Origin of the sequence: Paludisphaera rhizosphaerae (assembly GCF_011065895.1) — a bacterium.
Lineage (GTDB): Bacteria > Planctomycetota > Planctomycetia > Isosphaerales > Isosphaeraceae > Paludisphaera > Paludisphaera rhizosphaerae.
In genome coordinates this window covers 270,078-293,726 of sequence record NZ_JAALCR010000002.1, presented here as the reverse complement: position 1 = coordinate 293,726, position 23,649 = coordinate 270,078, and the positions used below count along the sequence as shown (strand labels likewise).

The 23,649-nt window shown below is 65.8% G+C and carries 14 protein-coding genes and 1 pseudogene; 4 read left to right on the top strand and 11 right to left on the bottom strand.

Features of this window, described 5'->3' with window-relative positions; all coding sequences use genetic code 11:
* Positions 1 to 338: 338 nt before the first annotated feature.
* From G5C50_RS03845 to G5C50_RS03820, 7 genes and pseudogenes are all read right to left on the bottom strand, one after another.
* Entirely contained in the window at positions 339 to 686 is a 348-nt protein-coding gene (locus tag G5C50_RS03845; RefSeq protein WP_165065198.1) for a DUF3467 domain-containing protein, read from the bottom strand.
* 137 nt (positions 687 to 823) lie between these two features.
* Positions 824 to 2,134 (bottom strand): 3-deoxy-D-manno-octulosonic acid transferase, encoded by a 1,311-nt coding sequence (locus G5C50_RS03840; protein WP_165065195.1) that lies wholly within the window; start codon positions 2,132 to 2,134, stop codon positions 824 to 826.
* Between the two features lie 285 nt (positions 2,135 to 2,419).
* Positions 2,420 to 3,211 carry an SEC-C metal-binding domain-containing protein gene (locus G5C50_RS33140; RefSeq protein WP_407673484.1) on the bottom strand — a complete coding sequence of 264 codons (792 nt, stop codon included), beginning with the start codon at positions 3,209 to 3,211 and terminating at the stop codon, positions 2,420 to 2,422.
* A gap of 552 nt (positions 3,212 to 3,763) precedes the next feature.
* Positions 3,764 to 6,001 (bottom strand): annotated as a pseudogene (gene secA, locus G5C50_RS33135) (preprotein translocase subunit SecA); the annotation flags it as partial.
* A gap of 419 nt (positions 6,002 to 6,420) precedes the next feature.
* Positions 6,421 to 7,947, bottom strand: a complete 1,527-nt coding sequence (locus tag G5C50_RS03830) for a sulfatase (RefSeq protein WP_206107572.1) — start codon at positions 7,945 to 7,947, stop codon at positions 6,421 to 6,423.
* Positions 7,948 to 7,977: 30 nt separating this feature from the next.
* Positions 7,978 to 9,732 carry a glycoside hydrolase family 71/99 protein gene (locus G5C50_RS03825; protein ID WP_165065190.1) on the bottom strand — a complete coding sequence of 585 codons (1,755 nt, stop codon included), beginning with the start codon at positions 9,730 to 9,732 and terminating at the stop codon, positions 7,978 to 7,980.
* 723 nt (positions 9,733 to 10,455) lie between these two features.
* Positions 10,456 to 11,940, bottom strand: a complete 1,485-nt coding sequence (locus tag G5C50_RS03820) for a DUF1501 domain-containing protein (protein ID WP_165065187.1) — start codon at positions 11,938 to 11,940, stop codon at positions 10,456 to 10,458.
* A 297-nt stretch (positions 11,941 to 12,237) separates the two neighbouring features.
* On the opposite strand from G5C50_RS03820, the gene G5C50_RS03815 reads away from it, so the two are divergent.
* Positions 12,238 to 13,614 carry a DUF1501 domain-containing protein gene (locus tag G5C50_RS03815; RefSeq protein ID WP_165065184.1) on the top strand — a complete coding sequence of 459 codons (1,377 nt, stop codon included), beginning with the start codon at positions 12,238 to 12,240 and terminating at the stop codon, positions 13,612 to 13,614.
* A gap of 9 nt (positions 13,615 to 13,623) precedes the next feature.
* Here G5C50_RS03815 and G5C50_RS03810 read toward each other — a convergent pair whose 3' ends face one another.
* The 4 genes from G5C50_RS03810 to G5C50_RS03795 form a co-directional block, all read right to left on the bottom strand.
* Positions 13,624 to 15,264 (bottom strand): bZIP transcription factor, encoded by a 1,641-nt coding sequence (locus tag G5C50_RS03810; protein ID WP_165065181.1) that lies wholly within the window; start codon positions 15,262 to 15,264, stop codon positions 13,624 to 13,626.
* A gap of 140 nt (positions 15,265 to 15,404) precedes the next feature.
* Positions 15,405 to 16,088, bottom strand: a complete 684-nt coding sequence (locus G5C50_RS03805) for a MarC family protein (protein ID WP_165065178.1) — start codon at positions 16,086 to 16,088, stop codon at positions 15,405 to 15,407.
* A gap of 89 nt (positions 16,089 to 16,177) precedes the next feature.
* Complete coding sequence (locus G5C50_RS03800; RefSeq protein ID WP_165065175.1) at positions 16,178 to 17,992, bottom strand: DUF11 domain-containing protein; 1,815 nt, start codon at positions 17,990 to 17,992, stop codon at positions 16,178 to 16,180.
* A gap of 145 nt (positions 17,993 to 18,137) precedes the next feature.
* Entirely contained in the window at positions 18,138 to 19,103 is a 966-nt protein-coding gene (locus G5C50_RS03795; protein ID WP_165065173.1) for a hypothetical protein, read from the bottom strand.
* Between the two features lie 286 nt (positions 19,104 to 19,389).
* On the opposite strand from G5C50_RS03795, the gene G5C50_RS03790 reads away from it, so the two are divergent.
* From G5C50_RS03790 to G5C50_RS03780, 3 genes are all read left to right on the top strand, one after another.
* Positions 19,390 to 20,511 (top strand): LolA family protein, encoded by a 1,122-nt coding sequence (locus tag G5C50_RS03790; protein ID WP_165065170.1) that lies wholly within the window; start codon positions 19,390 to 19,392, stop codon positions 20,509 to 20,511.
* A 103-nt stretch (positions 20,512 to 20,614) separates the two neighbouring features.
* Positions 20,615 to 21,751: a LolA family protein gene (locus G5C50_RS03785; RefSeq protein ID WP_165065167.1), complete on the top strand. Its 1,137-nt coding sequence runs from the start codon at positions 20,615 to 20,617 to the stop codon at positions 21,749 to 21,751.
* A 116-nt stretch (positions 21,752 to 21,867) separates the two neighbouring features.
* Positions 21,868 to 23,643 carry an NADPH-dependent assimilatory sulfite reductase hemoprotein subunit gene (locus tag G5C50_RS03780; protein ID WP_165065164.1) on the top strand — a complete coding sequence of 592 codons (1,776 nt, stop codon included), beginning with the start codon at positions 21,868 to 21,870 and terminating at the stop codon, positions 23,641 to 23,643.
* Positions 23,644 to 23,649: the final 6 nt, after the last annotated feature.

Below are 23,649 nucleotides of genomic sequence, written 5' to 3'. Positions count from 1 at the left end.
TATCTCCTAACGCTGGACTCGTCCGTCCTGAACCGAGGCCGAGACACCCGGCGGTCCTCAGTATCGGCGCACCCGGCGTTTGATGATGAGCCGAAACATCCGGCAAGACCCGACCCCGGGCTGCAACCGGCGCACGCGGATCTTTTCTTACCATCAGCATCGGCCGCAGAGGGCGACCTCGATCAGCGAAAGGAACGATGCAAGCCGAATTATCGACAAATTCGACGTGAGGAGGAGAAATGCCGCGGCGAGGGGAAACAAACGAGGCCGCGGCGGGGTGGTTCCCCGGCCGCGGCCTCGTGGCGTGGTTTCTCAGCAAGGCGGATGCGAAGAGCGGCTTACTCGACGACGCCCTTCGGGCCGGTCGGCGCGCCCGGCTGCGGAATGTGAGCGCGACGGCGAACGTCCAGCTCGATCTGGCCGAAGGTCCCTTCGTGCCGCTGGATGGTCATCCCCAGCGCGGTGAGGAGCCGCTTGGCGGTGTAGAAGTTCATGACCAGCCGCTGGTTCGCCTTCACGTCCTGACGACCCTGGGCGAACGGCTGCGGGTTGAGGCCGAAATCGAGGATCACCTCCTCGGGAGTGGCCGTCACGCGGCAGAAGTTCGAGTACGAGGGGACCGTCGAGGAATCGTCGACGATGACCTCGGTCGTGACCGGCTGCTGGGAGGATTCGGGCTCGCTCATCTCAGCTCCATCCTATCTCTGTCTCGGTCCGCCGTGCGGGAATCCAGGCCCGTGCCCAGGAGAGGAGAGCCCACGGCGATCTCTCGGTCCCGGGTCCACGATATCAAGTGCAGACTATCGCGAAACAAAAAAACCGATCAAGCCGACTTTTGGGCGTACGACGATTCCACCAGTCGATCCAGTTCGACGAGCGTCCGTCCCGAGGCCCCATGCTGGGCCAGAACGAACCGACGCCCCGCCTCGCCGCGAGCCGCCGCAGCCTCCGGTTCGTCGAGGTCCTCACAGAGATGGAGCGCCAGTTCACGGGGCCCCGCCACACGCCGAGCCGCGTTCCTGGCCAGGAGTTGCGCGACCGTCTCGCGAAAATTGGCGGTATGCGGACCGAACATCACCGACGCCCCATAGGCGGCCGGCTCCATCATGTTCTGGCCCCCGCGGCCCGGCAGCAGGCTCCCGCCCACGAAGGCGACGTCGGCCAGGCCCCAGACGGCTCCTAACTCGCCGATCGTGTCGATCAGAACCACCGGAGCGTTGAGACCAGGCGACGAAGGCTCGACCCGCCCTTCGCTGCGGCGGACGACCTGTTCTCCCCCCGTCTCCAGCCAGCGGGCGACCTCGTCGAACCGCTCGGCATGACGCGGGACGAGAATCAGGCGAAGGCGAGGATGATCCTTCTTGGCCGCTCGATAAGCCTCGAGCGCAGCCGCCTCCTCTCCTTCCATCGTACTGCCGGCCACAAAGACGAGGTCGGCGGTCGACAGCCCCAACTCCGAGCGCAACTCCCGGGTACGGGCGTTGTTGCGATCGCTCTCCAGGCCGTCGTATTTCACCGATCCGGTGACGCTGACCCGTTCGGCGGGAATGCCGAGATCAACGAACCGACGGGCGTAATCCTCGTCCTGGGCGGCCACGGCGTCGATTCGGTGCAGCGTCGGGCCGAGCGGGCCGCGAATTCGCCGGTAGCCCCGATGGCTCCGTTCGCTGAGCCGGGCGTTGATGATCGCCACCTTCGCCCCCGCCCGTTTGGCGGAGCGAATCAGGTTGGGCCACACTTCCAACTCGACGAGAGCCAGCACGGTGGGACGAATCCGCCCAACGGCGCGTTGAGTGGCCCAACTGAAGTCGAGCGGCGCGTAGAAGGTGATCAGCTCCGGGAAGGTCCGTCGTGCGACCGCCAGGCCGGTGGGGGTCGTCGTCGAGATCACCACCTGCCAGTTCGGCCGCCGCCGGGCCATCTCACGGACCAGCGGACGGAGCAGCAGAACCTCGCCCACGCTCACGGCGTGGAACCACAGACAGGGGCCGTCGCCGATCCGGTTCGGGGCGTCTCCCGCGAACTTCTCCCAGAGCCCGTCGCGATACTTGCCCGAGCGGATCATTCGATAGCCAAGCACGGGCGAGAGCAGAACCAGCATCGCAACGTAGATCGCGTTCAAGACCAGCGGCATCCCGGGGAATCCTTTCCCGATAGAGAGCAAGGGGTCCTCTCGACGAGACGCATGCTCCTAGAGCAATCAGCGTGCCCAGCTCATTCGTTTCCCGTGTGTCGCCGGAAACGTAGACCGAGGCACGTTGACCTTGCGGGTTGCGACGAAGCGGCCGAATCAGCGAACCTGGATGCCCGCTGATTCGTCCTAAGAGCTTGGTTCCAGACGGCTAGTGATCCATTTCCCGTGACGCGAAGGTTCGCGTCACGGTGGAATTCACCCGACTGCAACAAGTTCGCGGGTCGATCAGAATGTATCGACCGACGACTCCTTCCGCATGCAGCAGGCTTTGAATTTTTTTCCAGACCCGCAGGGGCAAGGGTCGTTCCGACCGACCTTTTTTCCAACGTTGCGGACGGGTTCCTTCCGCTTGTCGGAGGTCTGAGAGGCCTCGATGGCGTCGTCCTGAGCCTGTCGGACGCCGTCGCCGGCGTCGAGCGAGGGCGTGGCGGCCAGCGATGAGGCTGCAGCCTCCGCGCCGTGGATCGTCTGGGCTCGCTCCAGCTTCCAGCGCGAGCCGAGGTACGAGAGGAACTCGGGGTCGAACTGCTCGACGCGGAAGATCAGGTCGGTGACGCGGTCGGCGATGCCGTTCCACATCTCGCCGAAGATCCGCATACCCTCGCGCTTGAACTCGACCTTGGGATCGATCTGGGCGTACCCTTGCAGCCCGATCGAGCTCCGCAGGTGGTCCATCGCCCGAAGGTGTTCCATCCAGCTCGCGTCCAGGATCTGGAGAAGCAGAACCTTCTCCATCTCCCGCATCTCGGGCCGAATCTTGGCGTCGAGCGCGGCGACGAGGGTCTCGCGGGCGTCCTCGGGAGAAAGCGCCGCGAATTCCTCGTCCGTCCCCGAGTAACCGATCGCCTTGCGGGCCCAATCCAGCAGCCCGGCGATGGCCTTTGAGTCGGTTGCGATGGGGTGCTTATCGCGAGAGGCCGACTTCGGAAAGACGGCGTCCAGGCGGGTCGTCAGCTCCTCGGAGAGCTTCGCCCCCTCGTACTTCTTGCGGGCCAGGTCGATCAGGAACGCTTCCATCTCGGGCCGAAGCATCGTCTGGATGTCAGACGCGTCGACGACGCTGTGGAACCGCTCCGAGGCCCAGGCGGCCAGACCTTCGCGGTCGTATCGGGGCGTCTGCGAGGCGGCGTGGGAGCGATCGCCGAGGAACCGCGTGGCCGCGATTCGGACGGGAAGCTCCGCCTCCTTCGTGACGTAGACCTCGCGGGCCGTCTTCTTGAGATCGCGGGCGATCTGATTGCGGTCCAGGCCCTTCCAGCTCGCGGCGTCCGCCGTGATGCCGAACTTGTGGTGGGCCCAGTCCGCCAGGGTGCGGCGGCCCCAGTCCGGCGCCAGCAGCTCCTTGGCGGGGCTCAGGTCGAGCTTGTCGATCGAGGCTTTGGCCCGTTCGTGGATGAACTCTTCAAGCTCGGGGCGCTCGACGTCGACGTCTTCGCCGTCGCGGTGCTCGAACTTCCGGAGTTCCTTTTCCTTGATGTCGAGGCCGTATCGGTTGTTGGCCCAGTTCGCCAGGGCGCCCCAGGTCCAGTCGGCGGGCTCGGCGTCGGGGGAGAGGTTCTCCTCGATGGCCTCGCGGATCGACTCGAAGAGCTGGCGTTCGCCGCGACGTCGGACGATCTCGCCGGCGTCGTCGAAATCGACGCCCCGGAAGTCGCGGGCCGTCATGTCCACGCCGAGGCGCTGGGAGACCCACTCGGCGAAGCTGGCCTGGCCGTAATCGTCGGCCAGGAATCGGCCGACGGCATCGTCGACCTGGCCGTCGATCATCTCCAGGATCCGCTGCTTGGGGGAGGACCCCTCCAGCAGAGCCTGGCGGAACGAGTAGACGCGTTTGCGCTGCTCGTCCATGACCTCGTCGTATTCGAGGAGGTTCTTGCGGATGTCGAAGTTGCGTTCCTCGACCTTCTTCTGGGCGCCTTCGATGCGGCGGCTGACCATCTTGCTTTCGATGGCCTCGCCTTCCTGCATGCCCAGCCGGGTGAGAACGGCGGAGACCCACTCGCCGGCGAACTTCCGCATCAGGTCGTCGTCGAGAGCCAGGAAGAACCGCGACGAGCCGGGGTCGCCCTGACGGCCGGAGCGGCCGCGGAGTTGGTTGTCGATCCGGCGGCTCTCGTGACGCTCGGTGCCGATGATGTGCAGGCCTCCGAGAGCGGCGATCTCGCGGCCCTCGGACTTCATCTCGGCCTCATACTTCTCGACGGCCCTGTGCCAGACGTCGTGAGGAACGTCGAGCCGCGTCTCGTAGACGAGCCGGCCGTCCTCGTTCGTCTCGCGCTTGAGGTCGAACCAGGCCATGAATTCGGGGTTGCCGCCCAGGATAATGTCGGTGCCGCGGCCGGCCATGTTGGTGGCGATCGTCACGGCGCCGCGGCGACCGGCCTGAGCGACGATCTCGGCCTCGCGCTCGTGGTGCTTGGCGTTGAGGACCTCGTGGGGGATCCCGTACCGCTTGAGGAAGTCGGACAACTCCTCCGACTTCTCGATCGAGACCGTGCCGACGAGGATCGGGCGGCCCGTGGCGTGGACTTCCTTGATCTCGTCGACGAGCGCCTTGTTCTTCTCGCGCTCGAATCGAAAGATCACGTCCGGGTAGTTGACGCGGCTCAGGCCGCGGTTGGTCGGGATGGCGACGACGTCGAGCCCGTAGACCTTGTAGAACTCGTTCGCCTCGGTCATGGCGGTGCCCGTCATGCCCGAGAGCTTCTTGTAGAGCTTGAAGAAGTTCTGCAGGGTGATCGTGGCGAGGGTCTGGTTCTCTTCCTTGATCCGGACCCGTTCCTTGGCCTCGACGGCCTGGTGGAGGCCGTCCGACCACTGGCGGCCGACCATGAGGCGCCCCGTGAACTCGTCGACGATGACGACCTCGCCGTTCTGCTGGACGACGTAGTCGCGGTCCCGACGATAGAGGTGGTGCGCCTTCAGGGCGTTGTCGATGAGGTGAGGCCACTCCATGTTGCCGGGCGTGTAGAAGCTCTCCAGACCGGCGATCTTCTCAGCCTCGCGGATGCCGGCGTCGTTCAGGTGGCAGGTCCGCTCCTTTTCCTTGACCTCGAAGTGGAAGTCCCGCTTCAGCAGCCGGGCGATGCGGTCGGCCTCGGCGTACTTGCGGACGTCGTCGAAGGCCGGGCCCGAGATGATGAGCGGGGTCCGGGCCTCGTCGATCAGAATGCTGTCGACCTCGTCGATGACGGCGTAGTGGAGCACGCCCTGGCACTGCAACTCCGCGGTCGGCTTCATGTTGTCGCGGAGGTAGTCGAAGCCGAACTCGTTGTTGGTGCCGTAGGTGATGTCGCGCGAATAGATCTCTTTGCGCTCGGCCGAGTCCATTTCGGACTGGATCGCGCCCACGGACATGCCCAGGCCCTGATAGAGCGGGCTCATCCACTCGGCGTCGCGACGGGCCAGGTAATCGTTGACCGTGACGACGTGGACGCCCTTGCCGTCGAGTGCGTTCAGGTAGGCGGCCAGGGTGGCGACCAGCGTCTTGCCTTCGCCGGTGACCATTTCGGCGATGTTGCCGCCGTGCAGCACCATGCCGCCCATCAACTGGACGTCGAAATGCCGCATGTTCATGTAGCGGCGGCCAGCCTCGCGGCAGGCGGCGAACGCCTCGGGCAGCAGCTCGTCCAGCGTTTCGCCGGCGGCGCGGCGGCGGCGGAACTCCTCGGTCCGCGCTTTCAGCTCGTCGTCGGAGAGCGTCTGAAACGAGGGTTCCAGCTCATTGATCCGAGCCACGATCGGCCGCATCTGCCGGATGCGTCGCTCGTTCGAGCTGCCGAAGATCCGGACGAGCCCTTCCGACACCCCCTCGGACAGGGCGGAGAGCGCGTCGGTCGTCTTATCCCAAAGCTCGGTCAGCACTTCCATTGCCGCATGATCCCCGTGCGAATGACACGTTGCACAAGTCTTTGCAATACTGAATCTTACAACGGAGCCGCCGAATCCGTCAATCGCGACGGAGCCGGCGTCTGAAGCGCCGCCGATCCCTTCATAGGACGTCTGGCGCATCATTCATCGCCCGTCAAGACCCCGGACGCCACGGTCCGGCCCGGCCGCCTCAGTAATCTTACGTCGTCCGATCCAGACCGGAGCGACGCTTTGCGGCACTTTCCCAACGTGCAATGAGAGAGGCCACGACGAACCAGCGTTCCGTCATGGCCCCATGTTTGACGCGATGTTTTGTCGCCGTCGGCCAGACCCGCGTCTGAGGTCGACGGACCCGATCAGCGATTGACCTCAACGGCCGGGACAGCCGATCGCCAGCCGGCCCGAAGTTGGGCGGTGAGCTTCGCCAAGGTCTCAGCCTGCGCCGGGTCGGCGGCGATGTTGTGGTTTTCTTGCGGGTCGGTCTGGAGGTCGTAGAGTTCCACGGCCTCCACCTTCGCGTGGTTCGCCTGAGCGACCCACTCGGTCAACCGGTAGCGATCCGTGTGCAGCGTGTAACCCATCAACTTCTGAGGGCCACGGGGATACTGGCTGAAGGCGGCCGACTTCCATGCCCGGTCGGGCGAGCGGAGCAGGGGGGCGAAGCTGGCCCCTTCGAGTTCCTTCGGCGGGGTCAGACCGGCGAGATCCGCGAGCGTCGGATAGATGTCGACGAACTCCACGAGGCCTTTCGAGTGAGCGCCGGCCGGAGCAACGCCTGGGGCCGCGACGATCAGGGGGACGCGCGTATCCAGCTCGACGTTGGAGTGCTTGCACCAGGCGGCGTGCTCGCCCAGCTTCCAGCCGTGGTCTCCCCAGAAGACGACGATGGTCTTCTCGCGCAGACCGAGACGATCCAACTCGTCGAGAACCTTGCCGACCTGGGCGTCCATGTAGCTGATCGACGCGTAATAGCCATGCTTGAGGGTGCGGGCGAGGTCGTCGGGCACCGGCCCCTTTTTCGGGATCCCGTAATAGTTTCGAAGCTCGCCGCTGTCGAGCACGGCGTATTCCGGAGCGCCTTCCTGGCGGAAAGGATTCGGAGCCAGCGTGATCGTCGAAGCGTCGTACAGATCCCAGTACTTCTTGGGAGAGACGAAAGGCAGGTGTGGGCGGGCGAAGCCGACCCCCAGGAAGAACGGCCGGGCGTCGTCCGTCTTCAGCCGATCCGCCTGCTCTTGAAGCGCCTTGACCGCCTTCAGTGCGATCTTGCCGTCGAGGAAGGTCTCGTCCGAGACGTCGGCCCCTTCGTAAGCCGGACCGCGCCCGGCCTGATTGGCGGCCTTGGCCGTCTTGCCCGCGGCCTTCGCCGCGGCGACGCTCTCCTGACGCGCCTTCCGGTTTTCCTCAAGCGCGTAGCCGACGGCCTGCTCGGTTTCCCAGGGGACCGACCACGACTTCGGATCGTCGTATCCCGGGTGGTAGAGCTTTCCCATGCCGCGGACGAAATAGCCGTTCTCCTTGAAGAACTGAGGCAGCGTCACCGCCTCAGGGAGAGCGACGCGGAAGTGGGTGACGAGGTCGTAGACCTTCGTCGAGTCCGGCCGCATCCCGGTCAGCAAGCTCGACCGCGAAGGCGAACAGACCGCCTGCTGGCAGTAGGCTCGATCGAAGGTCACGCCTCGGGACGCGAGGCGGTCGATGTTCGGCGTCTTCACGTACGACTGGCCGTACGCCCCGAATTCCGGCCGCAGGTCATCCACGGCGATGAACAAGACATTCGGCTGGGCCTTCTTCGCGGGTTCCTCGCCGAGCAGGGCGGGAGAACCGCAGACCAACGCAACGGCGAGCGCCGCGAATGTGGAGCCGACCATCCCTCGATTCATTACCGTCTCCTCGCCAGAGAATCCTTGAGTTCAGTCGCCCCAAGCTGCGCGGTAGTTGAAGCGGTCGTTCGGCGCAGCGTCTCCATCCTTCGTCAGTTTGGAGGCCTCGCCGCCGATCACGATACCGTCGACCCACTTGAAGTCCAGGACCACGCGTTTCCGGTCGCCCGTATTCAGGATCGACCGAGGCACAGCGAGTTCCAACTCGTTCCCGGCAAACGCGACGGCCGCCGCCGCCTCTAAGCTCTCTCGGGAGCCGTCCGACTTCAACCGCTCGATCGAGGTCATTCCGTTGGCCGGCTTTTCCCGGTTCACGACGAGGTCGTAGCCAAGCCAGCCGGTCCGAGCGTCGGCGTCGACGTCGATCAAGAGCGTCATCCAGTGCTCGCCGGGAGCCGTCAGAGGCTCTCGGGTCCTCACGTAAAAGTCGACGAACTCCGCGCCGGGGGCGACTTTCGCGGCCATCAGGTCGTTGCGGCCGGTTTCGTTGACGAACTCCGGCTCGTTCTTCCAACCGGCGTGTCGGCGGTGGGCGGGATCGCCCAGGGTGTCGCGAAACTCAGGCGAGGCGGCCTTCCAGTCTTCGAACAAGCCGTCGATCCGGACTTTCACCTTGGAGACGTCATCCAGCTTGCGAACTCCCTTGTAACGGCGGATCTCCGAGGCGAGTTGGTAGTAATACGCGTCGCCGAAGCCCCCCTTCATGGGCTCGATGTCGCGGCTGTACTCGGGCGAGAACTGGTCGACGAAGAAGGTGCCGCCCGGCTTGACCTTCACGCCCCCCATAGCCATGTTCCCCTTCGGATCGATGAAGCGCTGGGCGACCCACTCATTCCAGCCGGTGACGAACACGAAGGGCGGATCGACCTCGCGGGCTCGCTTCCACTGCTCGGTGAAATACAGGCCGACTCCGGAATTCTGCTCAGCGGGGGCCGGCTCGCGGCCGTCATGGAAGCTGCGGCCGATGTTGCTGATCGGGTGCTCGGCCGTGGCGACGACGATCTGCTCGGGCTTGTCGGGAGACTCGTGCCAACCTGGGGCCTGCGGCGTGTGGTCGAGCCAGGGCCAGCGGTCGCGGCCGTCGCCGAACCATTTCTGGCCCTTCGTCCAGGCCCAGGAATGCCGGACCGTGAAGAAGCCCTTGATTTCGTCGCTGAGCTGATCCGTCGGCGTTAGGATCAACGGCTTGCCGTCCCAGAGGAACCAGTGCTCGCGCGATTTGCCGGGCTTGTAGAAGGTCTGATAGAGATGCTCGACCGTCTTCACGTGGACGGAGTTGGCCAGGAAGGCGATGCGGGGCGTGCGCTGGCCTGAGGCCTTGACCTCGTCCAGGACCTTGATGATCGCGTCCCGGACCGAGTCATACGTCAGGGCGTTAGTCACGTCGAAGAACCAGACGTCGACGCCTGCGTCCGAGAGCATCTGCACGTGCTTGCGAATCACGTAGGCGTCGTCGTCGCGGTAGTAGCCGAACAGCGGCTCTCCCCAGTGGTGGAACGCGCCCGGCGGGCCGAATCTCGGTTCCTCGGGATTCCCCGCCAGGATCTTCGAGAGGTCGAAGACGGGGTTCTGTCCCTCGCTCCAGAGGAAGTAGAAGATCCCGACCGTCTTGTCCGGCCGGGGCGGCCCAACTTCCTCGAAACCGGGAGTCTTCCGGCCCAGGCCGTCGGTCGCGACCCAGGTATCGGCCATGACGTCCCAGCGAGGCTCCTCGCCATTCGCCACGACGGAGCCGGCGAGCGCAAGGGCTGCCGAGAGAATGAAGGCTCGCAACTGGAGAGGCATGGCGGGCGTCCTCGACCGAGGGGCGGGGCGAAATCGGGTGGGAAGGTCGCGGTTCGTCCGGTTCGGCGATTCGAGAGAGCGTTCTGGTCGTACGCTCTATCTGAGCAGGCTTCTGAACAGCGACCGTCGGGCACTCTAATCGGACCGATGGACTCGATCAAGAAGCCGGCGACCTCCGGAACGGGGCGCGGAAACGAGGCGGCGAAAATGACCAAACGAACCCGAATTCCCGAGGGCCGCAAATCGCACGGCGGCCGCTTCCTGATGCTGCGAGCCGCGCATCGGTGGCGTTGTCGAATCGGGTTCAATCCTGCCAAACGAACCCAACCGCGCGATGTGATCAACCTCTCGGGGAGACGTTCCTTCCTTTCCACCACTGAAGGAAGACAAATCCGTGTGCCATGGCCACGCTCGTGTGGCCATGAGATGGGCGACGGCCACGCGGTCGCCAGCAGCGGTTCATGGCCACACGAGCGTGGCCATGGCACCCAACTTGATCGCTCAACCCAGAAACGGCGTCCTGCCAATGATGGCGGTCTGGAGCGAGGAACGGTCTCAGAAATGCGCGATCGAAGCCAAATTCCGGGCCCCCGTGAACCTCGTGCCGACGGCTCCCTGAAGCCGTGGAACGCGTGTCGACGGGTGCTCCGGAATGAGGTCGAAGGCAGCAAACGAACCCACCGCTGTGAGCGGCCAGCATGGGTTTGGCGGAGTGGGATGCTCTCAGGCCAGGATTTCGGAGATGACCTCAGCGTCGGGGACGAGGCTCATGGGGCGGTTCAGGCGGTCGTGGAGGGTCGTGGCCGGGTCGATGCCCATCAGGTGGTAGATCGTGGCGAGGACATCCTTGGGGGAAACCCGCCGATCGACGACGTCGCCGCCGATCTTGTCGGACTTGCCAACCACGTTCCCTCTCGCGATCCCGCCGCCAGCCAGGACGACCGAGTAGCAACGAGACCAGTGGTCGCGACCGCCCCCCTGCACGTTGCCGATCTGCGGGGTGCGGCCGTGCTCGCTCAACAGGACCACGAGCGTCTCGTCGAGGGTCCCCCGGCGGTCCAGGTCCAGGATCAGGCCGGAGAGAGTCCGGTCCAGGCCGGGGAGAAGCTCGTCTCGCATCCGGGGGAAGTGGTCCCAGTGGGTGTCCCAACCGGTCCCCGCCAGGCCGTACTCATCCCAGAAGACGGTGACGAATCGGCCGCCCGCCTCGACGAGCCGACGCGCCGTGAGGGTCGCCTGGCCGAAGAGGGTCATGCCGTACATGGCCCGCGTGTCCGAAGTCTCCTGGTCCAGGTCGAACGCCTCTCGGAAGCTCTTCGACTGCAGCAGGCGGTAGGCCGTGTCACGATGGCGGTCGACTTCCAGGCCGGGGGAGAAGGTCCGGCGAGCGTCTTCGATCTGTTCGAGCAACGATCGCCGGCGGTCGAGACGGTCGATCGTCACCGCGGGACCGGCCTTGGCGGCGACGCCGTCGAGTTGGAATCGGCTTTCAGGCGTGACTCCGCGATACGGTTCGAGATCGTCCCAGGCCAGCTTGGCCAGCGTCTTTTGCGCTCGGGTCGTCCCCTGGCCGATGAACTGGGTGCAGATCGGGTCGTAGGCCTGGCCGAGGAATCCTCCGTACGGACCCGCGCGGGCGACCTCGCCGATGCGCTGGCTGGAGAACGCGAACGGAAGCTGGAGGTTTCGCGGCACTTCCGGACGGTCGCCCCCCTGGGCGTTGCGGCCGTCCACGTAGTCGACGACCGAGCCGATGAACGGCCAGTGGGCCGGGTCGCGCGGGCTCAACTCCATAGCCAGCGGGACCGCCGGGTTCCCCGTCGTGGCGTAGGCGACGCCGTGGACCGGGAACGGATGAGAAACCGACCGGATCACCGAGACCTTGTCCATTACCCCGGCCAGATTCGGCAGCCCTTCGCAGATCCGAAGGCCGGGAACGCTGGTCGGGATGGATCCGAACTCGCCCCGGATCTGGCTGGGAGCGTCGGGTTTGGGGTCGAAGGTCTCAATCTGGCTGTGCGACCCGTAGAGAAAGAGCATGATGCAGGACTTCGCCCGACCGAACCCAGGCAGCCCCGAGGTCGAGCCCACCGCCGGCGTCGGGCCGGACATCGCCGAGCCCAACAGGCCCGCGGCCCCCACCTGAAGGAGATCGCGGCGGGTCAGTCCGTCGCAGAGCCGTTTCGGTCCGCCCAGAACGCGGATCATCGGGCGCATCCCCTTGTCGTTGGTTGGTGAATTCGCATCCAAAGCCGCCTTCGCGACCGTCTCGAACCTTACCCCGAAAGCGACGGATATTCAACAATGATTCGACGTTTCATGGCGAGAAGGACTCACCGGAAGTCGTCGTGTCGTGGAAACCGGCCGGAAATTCAGCGCAAACCATCGGTGCGGCGGACTCGTCTCCTCGCCCTTGGCCTGGCGGCCAGCAATTGTTAAACTTTCCAGCGTTGGAGTGGAGAAGGCCAGTTCCTGGTCTTACGGCGATTCACGGCGAGGGCGGCGATGAAGCGACACGACTCGGCCGAACCCCTGGGGCTGCGACTCACTCGAAGGGGGTTCGTACAGGCGGGCTCCGGACTTCTGGGCATGTCGCTCCCCGGCCTGCTGGCGGCTCGAGAGGTCTCGACCCCGAAAACGTCCGTGGGCCGGGCGCGGTCAGTGATCGTGATCCTGCTCAGCGGCGGGCTCGGTCAACATGACTCGTTCGACATGAAACCCGAGGCGCCCGACGCGATCCGAGGCGAGTTCCAGCCGATCCAGACGGCGACGCCCGGCGTCTTCTTCTGTGAGCATCTGCCTCGGCTCGCCGCACGTTCGCAGGACCTGGCCGTCGTGCGGTCGATGTCGCATCCGGAGGGGAATCATCTCGTCGCCGTTCACCACGTCCTGACCGGCAAGCCGTCGTTCCCGCGCGGGGCGAGCGACCTTGACCGCGTCGCTTCGCGCGACGACTTCCCCTGCTACGCCTCGGTCGTCGACCACCTTCGAGGCCGTCGCGAAGGCGTGCCGAACGGCGTCGCCCTGCCGCTCAAGCTGATCGAGGGCCCGCTGACGTGGCCCGGCCAGGACGCCGGCTTCCTCGGCCCGAAGCACGACCCATGGCAGCTCCGCCTCGACCCGAACAAGCCCGAGGCCCGCGACGACAGCCTGACTCTCCCCACGGGGCTGGACGCCGATCGGCTCCATCGGCGCCGCCACCTTTTGACCCAGACGACGCCGACACTCCCCGGCGATTCCTTCGCCGATCAGCAGGACGCGGCGCTCGCCATGCTCTGCAACAGCAAGGTCGGCGGGGCTCTCGACCTCGACCGTGAAGACCCGGGCCTCCTTGAGCGTTACGGCCGCCACATCTTCGGGCGATCGCTGCTGACGGCGCGGAGGCTGGTCGAGATCGGCGTACCCGTCGTGCAGGCGACGATGGGGATCGTGCAGACTTGGGACACGCACGTCGGCAACTTCCCCCGGCTCAAGGACGAATTGCTCCCCGCCCTTGACCGCGCGGTTTCGACGCTGCTCGACGACCTCAAGGCTCGGGGCCTGCTGGATGAGACGCTGGTCATCATGCTCGGCGAGTTCGGCCGCACGCCGAGGATCTCCGAGTTGACCCCCGGCGCCGTCCCCGGACGCGACCACTGGCCGAAGGTGTTTCCGGCCGTCTTCGCCGGCGGAGGAGTCGTCGGCGGGCAGGTGATCGGCAAGTCCGACAAGATGGGGGCTTACGCCGTGACACGGACCTTCGGCCCGCCGGACCTCGCCGCGACCGTTTATCGAGCCCTGGGCGTGGATCCAGGCGCGGAGCTTCGCGACCGCCTCGGCCGTCCCCTTCTCCTCTGCGCCGGGGAGCCGATCGAGCCGCTCTATTCGGCCGTCGAGATCTGACCGGGAGACTCAGAAGTCGGTCAGCCACTGAAGCTGAAAGAGGGTCCCCGTCTCCCCGGCACGATATCCGGTGATGAAGTTCTGGGCCGGCGATCCGTTGATCCGAAGGATCTCGAAAGTCGTTCGCCAGCTTCGCACTCCACGGGGATACCAGTTCAGACCGCCGCCGTACTCGTAGCCGCCGCCGAAGTGACCCGTCACGAAAGATGTCCGCGCGAAGGCTTCGAGCTTGTGAGGTTGCAGGAAGTAGCCGGCCTGCAGCAGCCCCCCCGTATCGAACAGCGAGGAATACGGCGACCTGCCGCCGACCGTCTGAAAGCCGTCCAGCCAGCGGAAGAAGTACTCGCCCGAGATTCCGAGACCGCGGCACTTCATCGCCGCGTCGATCGTCCAGAGTTGGAGGTTCGTCGATTCGAGTTCCACGCCGGGAGCGAGCACGCCGGGCCGGAAGAGTGGGGTGCCGTCGGAAAGGCGGATCAGGGTGTCTTCGGGGTTTCGAATCGAGGCCAGCGTGAAGCCCTGGTTCGATTCATGGGCGATATCGACGCTCGTCCCGAAGCGGAAGCTCCGCTCATCGTGGTATTCCACGTCAGACACACCAACGCCGTAATCGTGGGTGGGCTCCCACCAGACGGTGCCGCCGAACGCCAACGACGAGCCCACGCGATTGGCGACCCCCTGAGTAAAGCGGCTCAACGAGTTCGCGACCATCGCCACATAGTTGAGGCCGTCGATCGGTTCGCCCTGAATCCAGACGCCCGGGCTGATGTTGGGCCGGAAGAAGGTGGTCGCCATGAGTCGGTCCGAGCCGAGCGTCCAGCGGAACGACTCGTACCACTCACGGGTTCCGGGAAGCAGCCAGTTGCCGAATCTGAGGTCGAAGGCCCGGCTGAATCGGTAGTTGATCCAGCCCAGATAGACGGTGTCGTTGATCGAGGTCGACGAGAAGATGATCGCTGTGTACTGGAGTTTCGGGTCGATGCCGAAGCCCGAGAAGACCAGGAAATTACGAGCCACCTCGAAGGAAGCAAAGCTGTTGATCGGCTCTCGATCACCTTCGGCGTCGACCCAGAAGTCACGGCCGCGTGCGAAGTTCGTGTATCGCGCCTGGGTGAAGATGTCGAACCGAAGTTCGAACGGCATGCGTTGGGCGTCATTCGGGTGGACGAGGATGTAGTTCCCCGCATCGTCGTCGTGCTCGCCCACCTGGTACCGCCGGGTCGATGATTCGGCGAAGAGACGAGAAACGTCCGTCGGTCTTGGGGGAGGGTCGCCTACCCCGGCATCGGCGTCAAGCTCATCATCCAGACCGGGAAGGGAGGGAGACGGAAGAGTCGGCGGCGGGATGGGGCTCGCTGTTGGAGTCGAAGTCTCGTCGTCAGGCGCGACCTGCTCCAATCGCCGGTTCAACTCATCGACCCGCTTCGTGAGCGACTGGTTCTGCTCGGCGAGTTGCGAATTCCGCTTCTCCAGATCCTCCAGCCGTTTCGCCAGGCGGTCGACGGTCGCCGCGACGTTGTTCGGGGCCGGCTCCTGCGCAGCCTGCGAAGCAGCCGACGCCGACATGACCAACCCGAGGAGGCCAGCCGCGAGCCGTCTTCGCGACGGGGCGCGACGTGGATCGGCCTCGTGTCGCGGTCGGCGGAGCATTCGACGTCCTCGGATCGGGGGGGCGTTTCGCAGCCGTGTGCCAACTCAGCCTGCGCGCGCGGCCGAACAGATAGGGCGATGGCCGCTCCCATCTCCCTTATCGGAACATTTGCCGCAAACGATCGACTTCAATCGGTTAATCAGCGTGCGTGGGGGGCTGGAGCCTCAGGCGGCCTGCTATCCGGCTTGGCCGACGGCGCCGCCATGACTCCGAAGCCGACGAGTCCAGCGACGATGAGTTCAACGGCCAGGGCGGCCAGAAGCACGCCCATGAGCTTGCTGACGACCTCGATCACCGTGGAGCCCAGGATCCGAGAGATCCACTGGCACGAACAGAGGCATGCGTAGTTGACCGCCATGATGACGGCGATGACGAACGTCAGGAAGAGGACGGCCTTGAGGTCGTCGCGTTGGGCGAGAGTCGAGACGATGGCCACCAGCCCCGAAACTGACGCCATCAGCGGAACGGCCAGCGGACAGGTCGCGATTTCGAGCGACTGCAGGGAGGACGGATCGGCCCCCTCGCTCGGGAGCGGATCCGCTCGCCGTTTGGACACGGCCGTGTCGATCGCGAACAGCAGGACGATCAACCCGCCGCCGATCTGGAAGGCCGGGATCGACACCTTGAACGTCCGGAGGATCGCCTCGCCGAAGAGGGCGAACACCACGCAGACGATCGACGCCGTCACGACCGACCGCAGGGCGACGCGGCGGACGAATTCCGGCTTCGCGCCGGCCGTCAGTGAAGCGGCGATGATCGTGACCTTCAACGGCCCGATCGTCGCGAAGAGCAGGAGGGCGATCTCCCAGGGGTTGAATCCCATGCCCGACTCCCAAGACGAGAACGGCCCGGACGTCGATGCCGACGTCCGGGCTCAAATCGGTCGCATGATAACCGCCGGCCGGGCTGACGTCAGCGGACGATGGCCTGGAACGAAACGTATCCGGAGGCACCCGGTGGGATGGTCTCTTTCAGGTCCCACCGGAGTTCGGTCGAGCCCGCCGTGTTCTCGCCCACGGTGAAGGCCGAGCCCTTCGGACCCTTGGCAGAGCCGGCCACGTATTCCAACCGCGGCAGAAGGCTGTCGATGATGCTGACCGACCGAATGGGGGTGTTCCCCATGTTGCGGTAGGCGATGGCATAGGTCACCGTGTCGCCGGGTTCCGCCTCGGTCACGTCGACGCGCTTCACCACGGCCAGGCCCGGCCGATTGGGAGGCGTCTCGATCCCCGTCATCTCCAGAGGGGGCTGACTGCGGATCGCCTCGGACGTCCCCTGGACCAGCTCGGCGACGATCGGAGCCTCGGCCGTTTTGATGCCGATCACCTTCACCTTCTCGCGAGCGATCACCGGAGCCTGGCGGAGCTTCTCGATTTGCGCCGACTGCGACTGCGAGCCGATCTTGGGATGCTGGACGTCGACATAGCCCATCGCGCCTCGAACCTCGGAGCTCTCACCCGCATAAGACTTGCTCCGAGCGGCCTGCACGCGGCGCTGGTCGCGAGCGAGTTCGGCGGCCTGGTTCTGAACGAGCCGACGGATGTCGTCCGTCTTCTGGGCCTGGGCTGCTCGCTGGGTGAGCGTGTTCAGGTTCAGCCCATGGATCTCGACGTTCTCGATCGTGCCGGTGCTGACACGGATCTCGGCGAACCTTGGAGCGTAAATGCAGACGCGATTGGTCGGGAGGATCTTCGGGTCGGCGTACGCGTCGAGGCCCACATCGAAGCGGACGACGGCGTCGCGCGGGTCTACGCCGCGAATCGCACCACCCGGGCCGGCGCCGGCCTTCGCGCCGCGGTCGCCGCCGTCGCAGAGGTATTCGTCGCGGGGCAGGACGGGGCGCTGACCTGGCTCCAGCGGCGGGCACGCCGGTCCGCTGGGAAGCTGGCAGGGATTATTGCCACAGGAGTAGGGGCAACGGCCGCCCGAGACGGCCAGGATCCGGTCCAGCCCAAGGTCTCCGGCGTCCCCCGCGTTGAGTTCCTCGATGGTCGGCCTGCGGCCGCCGAGCCTGACGATCGCGATGACACGGCCAAGTGCCGCGGCCACCCGAACAGGATCTTCCGCCGGGTTCACCTCGACGACGGGGATCTTGTCCTTCGGCAGCTTGAGGGGCAGGGCCTGGTCAGGATCCTCAAGGTAAATGACCTTGGTGATCAGCCGGCCGTGATCGACGACGTCCCACAGCTCTTCTTCCGTGAAGACGATGCGGATCGGGTACTTGCCGGGGTCGATCTCAGCGGGTCGGTGCATGTGACCGACGACCTCGACGACCGGGAACAGCTCGGCCTCGGGACGGTTAGGAATGTTCGACAGCCGCAGGCGGTAACCCACCTTGCGCTGGAGGCCGGTGGTCAGGAACCCGCCGTTGTCGCCGATGCTCGCGGGGCTCGGCTGGGGAGAGAGAACCTCGACGGCGAGGCCTTCGGGGCCGCTGAAACGCACGGGCTGAATGTTCGGGTCAGGGAGCGGGCTGACAGGCAAGCCGCGTCCCTCAGGAGTCACGACGCCCACGGGGGCGGTCGTCGGCGACGGCACCGGCGCGAGTTCGGCCGGCGTCGGCGCGGGTTGAGCGGGGGCGGTCGCGGCCGCCTCGGGCGTGGGCGCCGGCGCGAGATCCTGGGCGACGGCGTCGGTCCCCCGCGAGGCCGACGCGAGGCCCAGGGCGACGGCGACGATTCCACCTCTGATCCACCGGTGGTCGAGTGGTCTTTCGTGTCGGCTCATCGGCCTCGATCCTTGCTCGTGGGGAAATATAGGAATGGCGTGCGAAGGGAGGGCCGGGTCGTCGAAGGCCCCGGCGGGAGACGTCGTCGGGACGCTCGCGCCGGGGCCTGTCGGGATCGGGCCGCTCAGATCGTCGGCCCGTGGGTCAGGGCTGCGGGGCCAGACCCGGAGCCGGAGCCGGAATCTCGGCGGCGGGAACCGGGACCGCGGCGGGAGCCGGAGCCGGGGCGGGATCGACCGGGACGGCCTCGGCGGCCGGCGGGGCGGTCACGCCGGCGGGCAGTGAACCCGGAGGAAGATCGGTCACCGGCGGAACGATGCCGGCGGGGGCCGCAACGCCAGGAGCGGTGACCGGAGCGGGCTCGATCGGGGCGCCGACGACCGGCCCGACGGGGACGCCGCCGACAGCCGCGTTGTTGCTCTCCAGATCGATGGCGCCGAGGCGGACGATCAGCAGGATCGTGCCCCGCTTGTCGGCCTCGATGATCGGGTCGACGCCCGGCTCAAGCCGGGTCGAGACCAGCGTCTCCACGCCCGAGACCGCCACTTCCTGGTACTTGGGGTCCGGGAGGTAGATGACCTTGGTCACGAAGTTTCCGCCGTCGACGACCTGGTCGAAATCCTCGGCCGTGAACTGGACCGGGATCGCGTTATGCGCCAGGTACGCGTCGGTGGCGGGGGTGGTCGGAGCGACCTCGATCGTGGGATACAGGGCGACGTTCGGACGGCCCGGAATGGCCGACAGCTTCAGTCGGTAGATGTATCCCTGGTTGAAGTTGTACCGGCCCGGGACGACCAGCGGCACGCCGCCGTAGGTCCGCTCGCCGGTCGGGGCGCTCCCCGTCTGCCAGGAGATGTTCATCCGGTCCGGGTCAAGGAAGTAGACCTGGCTCTTCGTGTTGACGAAGCGCCGGCCGGAAGCGGCGTCGGCGCCGGCTCCGGGACCGCCCATGGTGGCGGCCGTGTATTGCGGGCCGCCCGGGGGCGGCGTATGCGAGCTGGCCACGACGTGCGGGCGCAGCCATTTCTTCAGGCCGACCCCGGCGTGGTCGTAGCCGAAACCGTCGCCGGTGGCGGCCGCCGCCAGCAGCAGCACTCCGATGGTTTGCATGGAAATCCTCTCCAGCTCCCACGATCGAAGCCGGTCGGCCCAGGGCCGCTCGATTCCGATCTCCCGATCGGGGAGAATGTGTGTCGTCCTGACATCCTCGGCGACCAGTTCATCCCGCTCCGAAGCAAAGCTTCAGTACGGATGACTCAGCCGCGGCCATCCCCGGCGAAGAGCCGCATTTGCCGCGGCTCTCCACGGTCCGTCCGCCGGACTTGCGTCTCCAGACGCCCAGGGATATGATCGGGCATCTATTCCCTACCCTTGAGAAATAGCGTAGACCCCGATCATGCGCATCAACCGGAACGGACGCCGGATCGCGCTGGCGACGCCCTTCGTCGTCGCCCTGAGCACCGTCGCGGCTCACGCCCAGGCCCCAGGCCGACCGTCGCAAAGTGGTGCGGCCCAAGCGCCTGCGGCGGCTCCCCCAGCCACCCCCGCCGACCCGACGGCCTCCCCCGCCGAAGCGCCGCCCACCGAGGCCGAGCGATTGATCGATGACGCGATCAAAAAGGTGGCCGCCGTCAAGACCGTTTCCGCCGCGCTGACCCAGGACGTGAAGATGCTGGGTCAGAAGTTCCAGGTGAAGGGCCGCTACCTTAAAGGGACCGGCTCGCGGATCTACCTCGATCTCGACGTCGTCGGCCTACCCGGCGCGCAAGGGCGGATGCTCCAGGTATGCGACGGGGCCGTCCTCTGGAACTACCAGAAGCTGCTCGACGTTCAGTCGTACCGCAAGATCAGCCTCAATCCCGTCCTGCAAAGACTCCAGTCCCCGGAGCTCGATCGAGCCGGCCGGGAACAGATCCTCTACAGTCTGGGCGTAGCCGGGCCTGAAGCCCTTTTGACCAACATTCGCAAGACGGTGCGCTTCGACCATAAGGAAGAGGGCGAGTTCAACGGCCGTCCCGTCTGGGTCGTTCAGGGAGGCTGGCGCGACCGCGGCGGCGTTCCGGCTCCTGCTCCTGGTCGTCCCGGTCCGCAGGTCGGCCGATTGCCCCCTTACATCCCAAGTCACGCCACACTCACTCTCGATCAAGCGACCGGCTGGCCTCATAAGCTTGAACTCCACGGCAACCCCGACATTGGCAATTTCGACACCCGCGCCGTGGGTCTCGACGGTCAGCGCATCGGCTCCAAGAGCAGCATCGAGAAACAGCAGCCCAGCGAGTTCGTGCTGGTTTACACCGACGTTAAATTCGACCCAACCCTCACCGACGCCGATTTCCCGCTCCCCTCTCCGCCGGAAGCCGAAATCAAGGATGAGACCGATGAGGTTCTCGCCCGAGTGAACGCTCTGATCGATCAGGAGGTTCAGCGGAAACGGTTGGAAGCGGCCAAGGCCACCGGATCCGTCCTTTCGAGGCCGATCGAGATTCCCTCGCCGCTGCCGGCCGCGGAGATCCCCTGATCCTGGGCGGGCCTTGCGTCCTCGCCACCTTGCGTCCTCGCCAGGCCCGGGGCTATGATCGGGAATCCGTCCCGTACCTTAAGTAACGACCCAAAGCTCGACCATGCGCATCCACCGGAACGCCTCCCGGATCACGCTCGCCGCGGCTCTCGTCACCGCCCTGGCGACCGGCTCGACTTTCGCCCAAACTCCGGCCCCGAGCCAGCCGGCGCAGGCCCCCCCCGCGGGCGCCCTCGGCGCGAAGCCGGCCGCTCCCGCCGAGGAGCCGCCGACGGAGGCCGAGAAACTGATCGATGCGGCGATCCCCAAGGTCGCCGCCGTCAAGACGGTCTCGGCCACGCTCGCCCAGAGTGTGAAGATGATGGGCCAGTCGTTCCAGGTGAAGGGACGATATCTCAAGGCGCCGGGGTCGCGGGTCTTACTCCGGCTCGACGTCGCCGGCCTGCCTGGGTCGACCGGGACGATCCTGCAAGTTTCCAACGGCGACGTCCTCTGGAACTTCCAGAAGCTTCTCGACTCCCCGTCGTACAGCAAGTTGAGCGTCAAGCCAGTCCTCGAACGGCTTCAGGCGCCGGAGGTCGACAAGCAGGTCCGGGAGCAGATCCTTTCCAGCCTCGGCTTTACGGGCCCCGAAATGCTGCTCTCGGGCGTTCGCAGCGCGGTCCGCTTCGACCAGATTGAGGAAGGGGATCTCGACGGACGTCCAGTATGGATCGCCAGGGGCGCCTGGCGTGATCGCGCGGGGCTCGCCGTCCCCGAAGGTCGTCCCGTGCCGCAGGTCGGCCTGCTCCCGTCCTACGTTCCCAGCCTGGCGACCCTGACCTTCGACAAGGAAAACGGCTGGCCCTACAAGCTTGAGCTGCAAGGTCGTCCGGAGACGATGCTCATCGACAAACGGACCACCACGCTCGACGGCAAGCGGATCACCACGAAGAGCGCCTCGGACAAGCAGGAGAAACCGGAGCCGAGCGACCTGGTCCTCGTCTACTCCGACGTGAAGTTCGATCCGTCCCTGAGCGACGCGGACTTCGCTTTCCAGGCCCCCCCCGACGCCACCGTCGATGACAACACCGAAATGATCCTCCAGGGCCTCAGCCGAATGATCGAGGCTCAGGCCCAGCAGAAGCGCATGGAAGCAGCCAATGCCGCGGCCAGCGCTCCCGCTCCCACCCCGGCCCCCACGACGAAGCCGGTCGAGAACCCGCCGGCGACGCCCCCGGCCGCCGAGACGCCCAAGTGATCTCGACGCGATGACAGATCCTCAGTCCTCACGGGATCTCGCGCGTCCATTTGAAACACGACCATGTTCGCTATAATGGTGAAGATTCAAGCGAAGCTCTTCGAAGGGGTGTGATCATGTCCGAGGCGAACGGAGGAAGCCAGAAGCCCAAACTCTCCAAGAATGAGGGGCTGAAGGCGGCGAGCGGATACCTCAAGCAGATTCTGGCCGAAGAGATCCACAACGATCAGCCGTCGTTCTCCGACGACGCCGGCCAGATCCTCAAGTTCCACGGCTCGTACATGCAGGACGACCGGGATCAAAGGCCGCGGCTGAAGCGGGAAAAGAAGGAATACGCCTACTCGGTGATGATCCGGGTCCGGATGGTCGGCGGTCGGATGACGGCCCACCAGTATCTCGTCTGCGACGAGATCCGCCGGCTCGTCGGGAACGGCTCGCTCCGAATCACGACCCGGCAGGAGTTTCAGTTCCACGGCGTCCTGAAGCAGGACATCGCGGTGGTGATCCGCCACCTCAACGAGAATCTCCTCTGCACGCTCGCGGCCTGCGGCGACGTCGAGCGGAACGTCCTGGCTTGCCCCGCGCCGATCAAGGATCGCAAGCACGAGCAGATCAACGAGGACGCCCAGCTCTGGGCGTCTCACGTGGCGCCTCGGGCGACCACGTACTGGGACATCTGGATGGACGGCGAGAAGATCGAGAGCCTGCCCCCGGCTGGATCGCCGCTCGTCAAGCAGCCCGGAGACGACGCCGTCGAGCCGATTCTGGGCAAGACGTACCTCCCTCGTAAGTTCAAGACGGCCTTCGCTTTCCCTGACGACAATTGCACCGACGTCTACGCCAACGACCTGGGCTTCCTGGCCGTCGTCGAAGGCGAAAAGATCGTCGGCTACAACGTGCTCGTCGGGGGCGGCCTGGGGACTTCCCCCAGCGCATCGAAGACCTTCCCGTTCCTCGCCCTGGAGATGGGCTACATCCCTCGGAAGGACGTCCGCGAGGTCGGCGAGGCCGTCGTCCGCGTTTTCCGAGACTTCGGCGACCGCACCGATCGTAAGCGGGCCCGAATCAAGTACCTTGTCGCCGACTGGGGTATGCCCGCATTCCGAGCCAAGGTTGAGGAATACCTGGGCCGGAAGCTTGAGGACCCCCGCGACGTCCACGTCACCGACGTCGACGATCACATGGGCTGGCACGAACAGGGCGACGGCAAGCTCTTCCTGGGCATCCCCGTTCAGAATGGCCGAATCAAGGATGAAGGGAACCTTCGGCTGGCCAGCGGCCTGAAGGCCTTCTTCGAGAAGTACGGCACTCCCGGCCGGCTCACCTGCCAGCAGAAGGTTCTGCTGATGGATCTGGAGCCCGCCTGGAAGAACGAGATCAACGCCTGGCTTGAAGAATACGGCATTGCCGACGTCCAGCGCGTCTCCACGGTCCGTCGCTGGTCCATGGCCTGCCCGGCGCTCCCCACCTGCGGCCTGGCCGTGACTGACGCCGAGCGGGCGCTCCCCTCCGTCATCGACATGATCGAGGCTGAACTGTCTCGCCAGGGTCTTGAGGACGAGCGCTTCACGGTCCGCATGACGGGCTGCCCGAACGGCTGTGCCAGGCCCTACAACGCGGACATCGGCCTCGTCGGCCGGTCGGCGAAGCTCGGCCCCGACGGTCTTCCCGGTCCCGGCACGTACACCGTCTTCCTCGGCGGCCGGACGACGGGCGACCGGCTGAACGTCGAATACAAGGATTACGTTCCCCACGACCAGATCGTCACGGAACTCGCCCCGATCTTCGCCCGCTTCAAGGTGGAACGGCTGGACGGCGAGGGGTTCGGCGACTTCTGCCACCGAGTGGGCGTCGCGGCCGAAGCGGAAGCAACCGCGACCGCCAGTCACTGACGAGGC

Excerpts from the sequence above, each read along its gene's own strand:
- G5C50_RS03845 (WP_165065198.1), bottom strand. The coding sequence starts at position 686 with ATGAGCGAGCCCGAATCCTCCCAGCAGCCGGTCACGACCGAGGTCATC.
- G5C50_RS03840 (WP_165065195.1), bottom strand. The coding sequence starts at position 2,134 with ATGCCGCTGGTCTTGAACGCGATCTACGTTGCGATGCTGGTTCTGCTC.
- G5C50_RS33140 (WP_407673484.1), bottom strand. The coding sequence starts at position 3,211 with ATGGAAGCGTTCCTGATCGACCTGGCCCGCAAGAAGTACGAGGGGGCG.
- G5C50_RS03830 (WP_206107572.1), bottom strand. The coding sequence starts at position 7,947 with ATGAATCGAGGGATGGTCGGCTCCACATTCGCGGCGCTCGCCGTTGCG.
- G5C50_RS03825 (WP_165065190.1), bottom strand. The coding sequence starts at position 9,732 with ATGCCTCTCCAGTTGCGAGCCTTCATTCTCTCGGCAGCCCTTGCGCTC.
- G5C50_RS03820 (WP_165065187.1), bottom strand. The coding sequence starts at position 11,940 with ATGATCCGCGTTCTGGGCGGACCGAAACGGCTCTGCGACGGACTGACC.
- G5C50_RS03815 (WP_165065184.1), top strand. The coding sequence starts at position 12,238 with ATGAAGCGACACGACTCGGCCGAACCCCTGGGGCTGCGACTCACTCGA.
- G5C50_RS03810 (WP_165065181.1), bottom strand. The coding sequence starts at position 15,264 with ATGCTCCGCCGACCGCGACACGAGGCCGATCCACGTCGCGCCCCGTCG.
- G5C50_RS03805 (WP_165065178.1), bottom strand. The coding sequence starts at position 16,088 with ATGGGATTCAACCCCTGGGAGATCGCCCTCCTGCTCTTCGCGACGATC.
- G5C50_RS03800 (WP_165065175.1), bottom strand. The coding sequence starts at position 17,992 with ATGAGCCGACACGAAAGACCACTCGACCACCGGTGGATCAGAGGTGGA.
- G5C50_RS03795 (WP_165065173.1), bottom strand. The coding sequence starts at position 19,103 with ATGCAAACCATCGGAGTGCTGCTGCTGGCGGCGGCCGCCACCGGCGAC.
- G5C50_RS03790 (WP_165065170.1), top strand. The coding sequence starts at position 19,390 with ATGCGCATCAACCGGAACGGACGCCGGATCGCGCTGGCGACGCCCTTC.
- G5C50_RS03785 (WP_165065167.1), top strand. The coding sequence starts at position 20,615 with ATGCGCATCCACCGGAACGCCTCCCGGATCACGCTCGCCGCGGCTCTC.
- G5C50_RS03780 (WP_165065164.1), top strand. The coding sequence starts at position 21,868 with ATGTCCGAGGCGAACGGAGGAAGCCAGAAGCCCAAACTCTCCAAGAAT.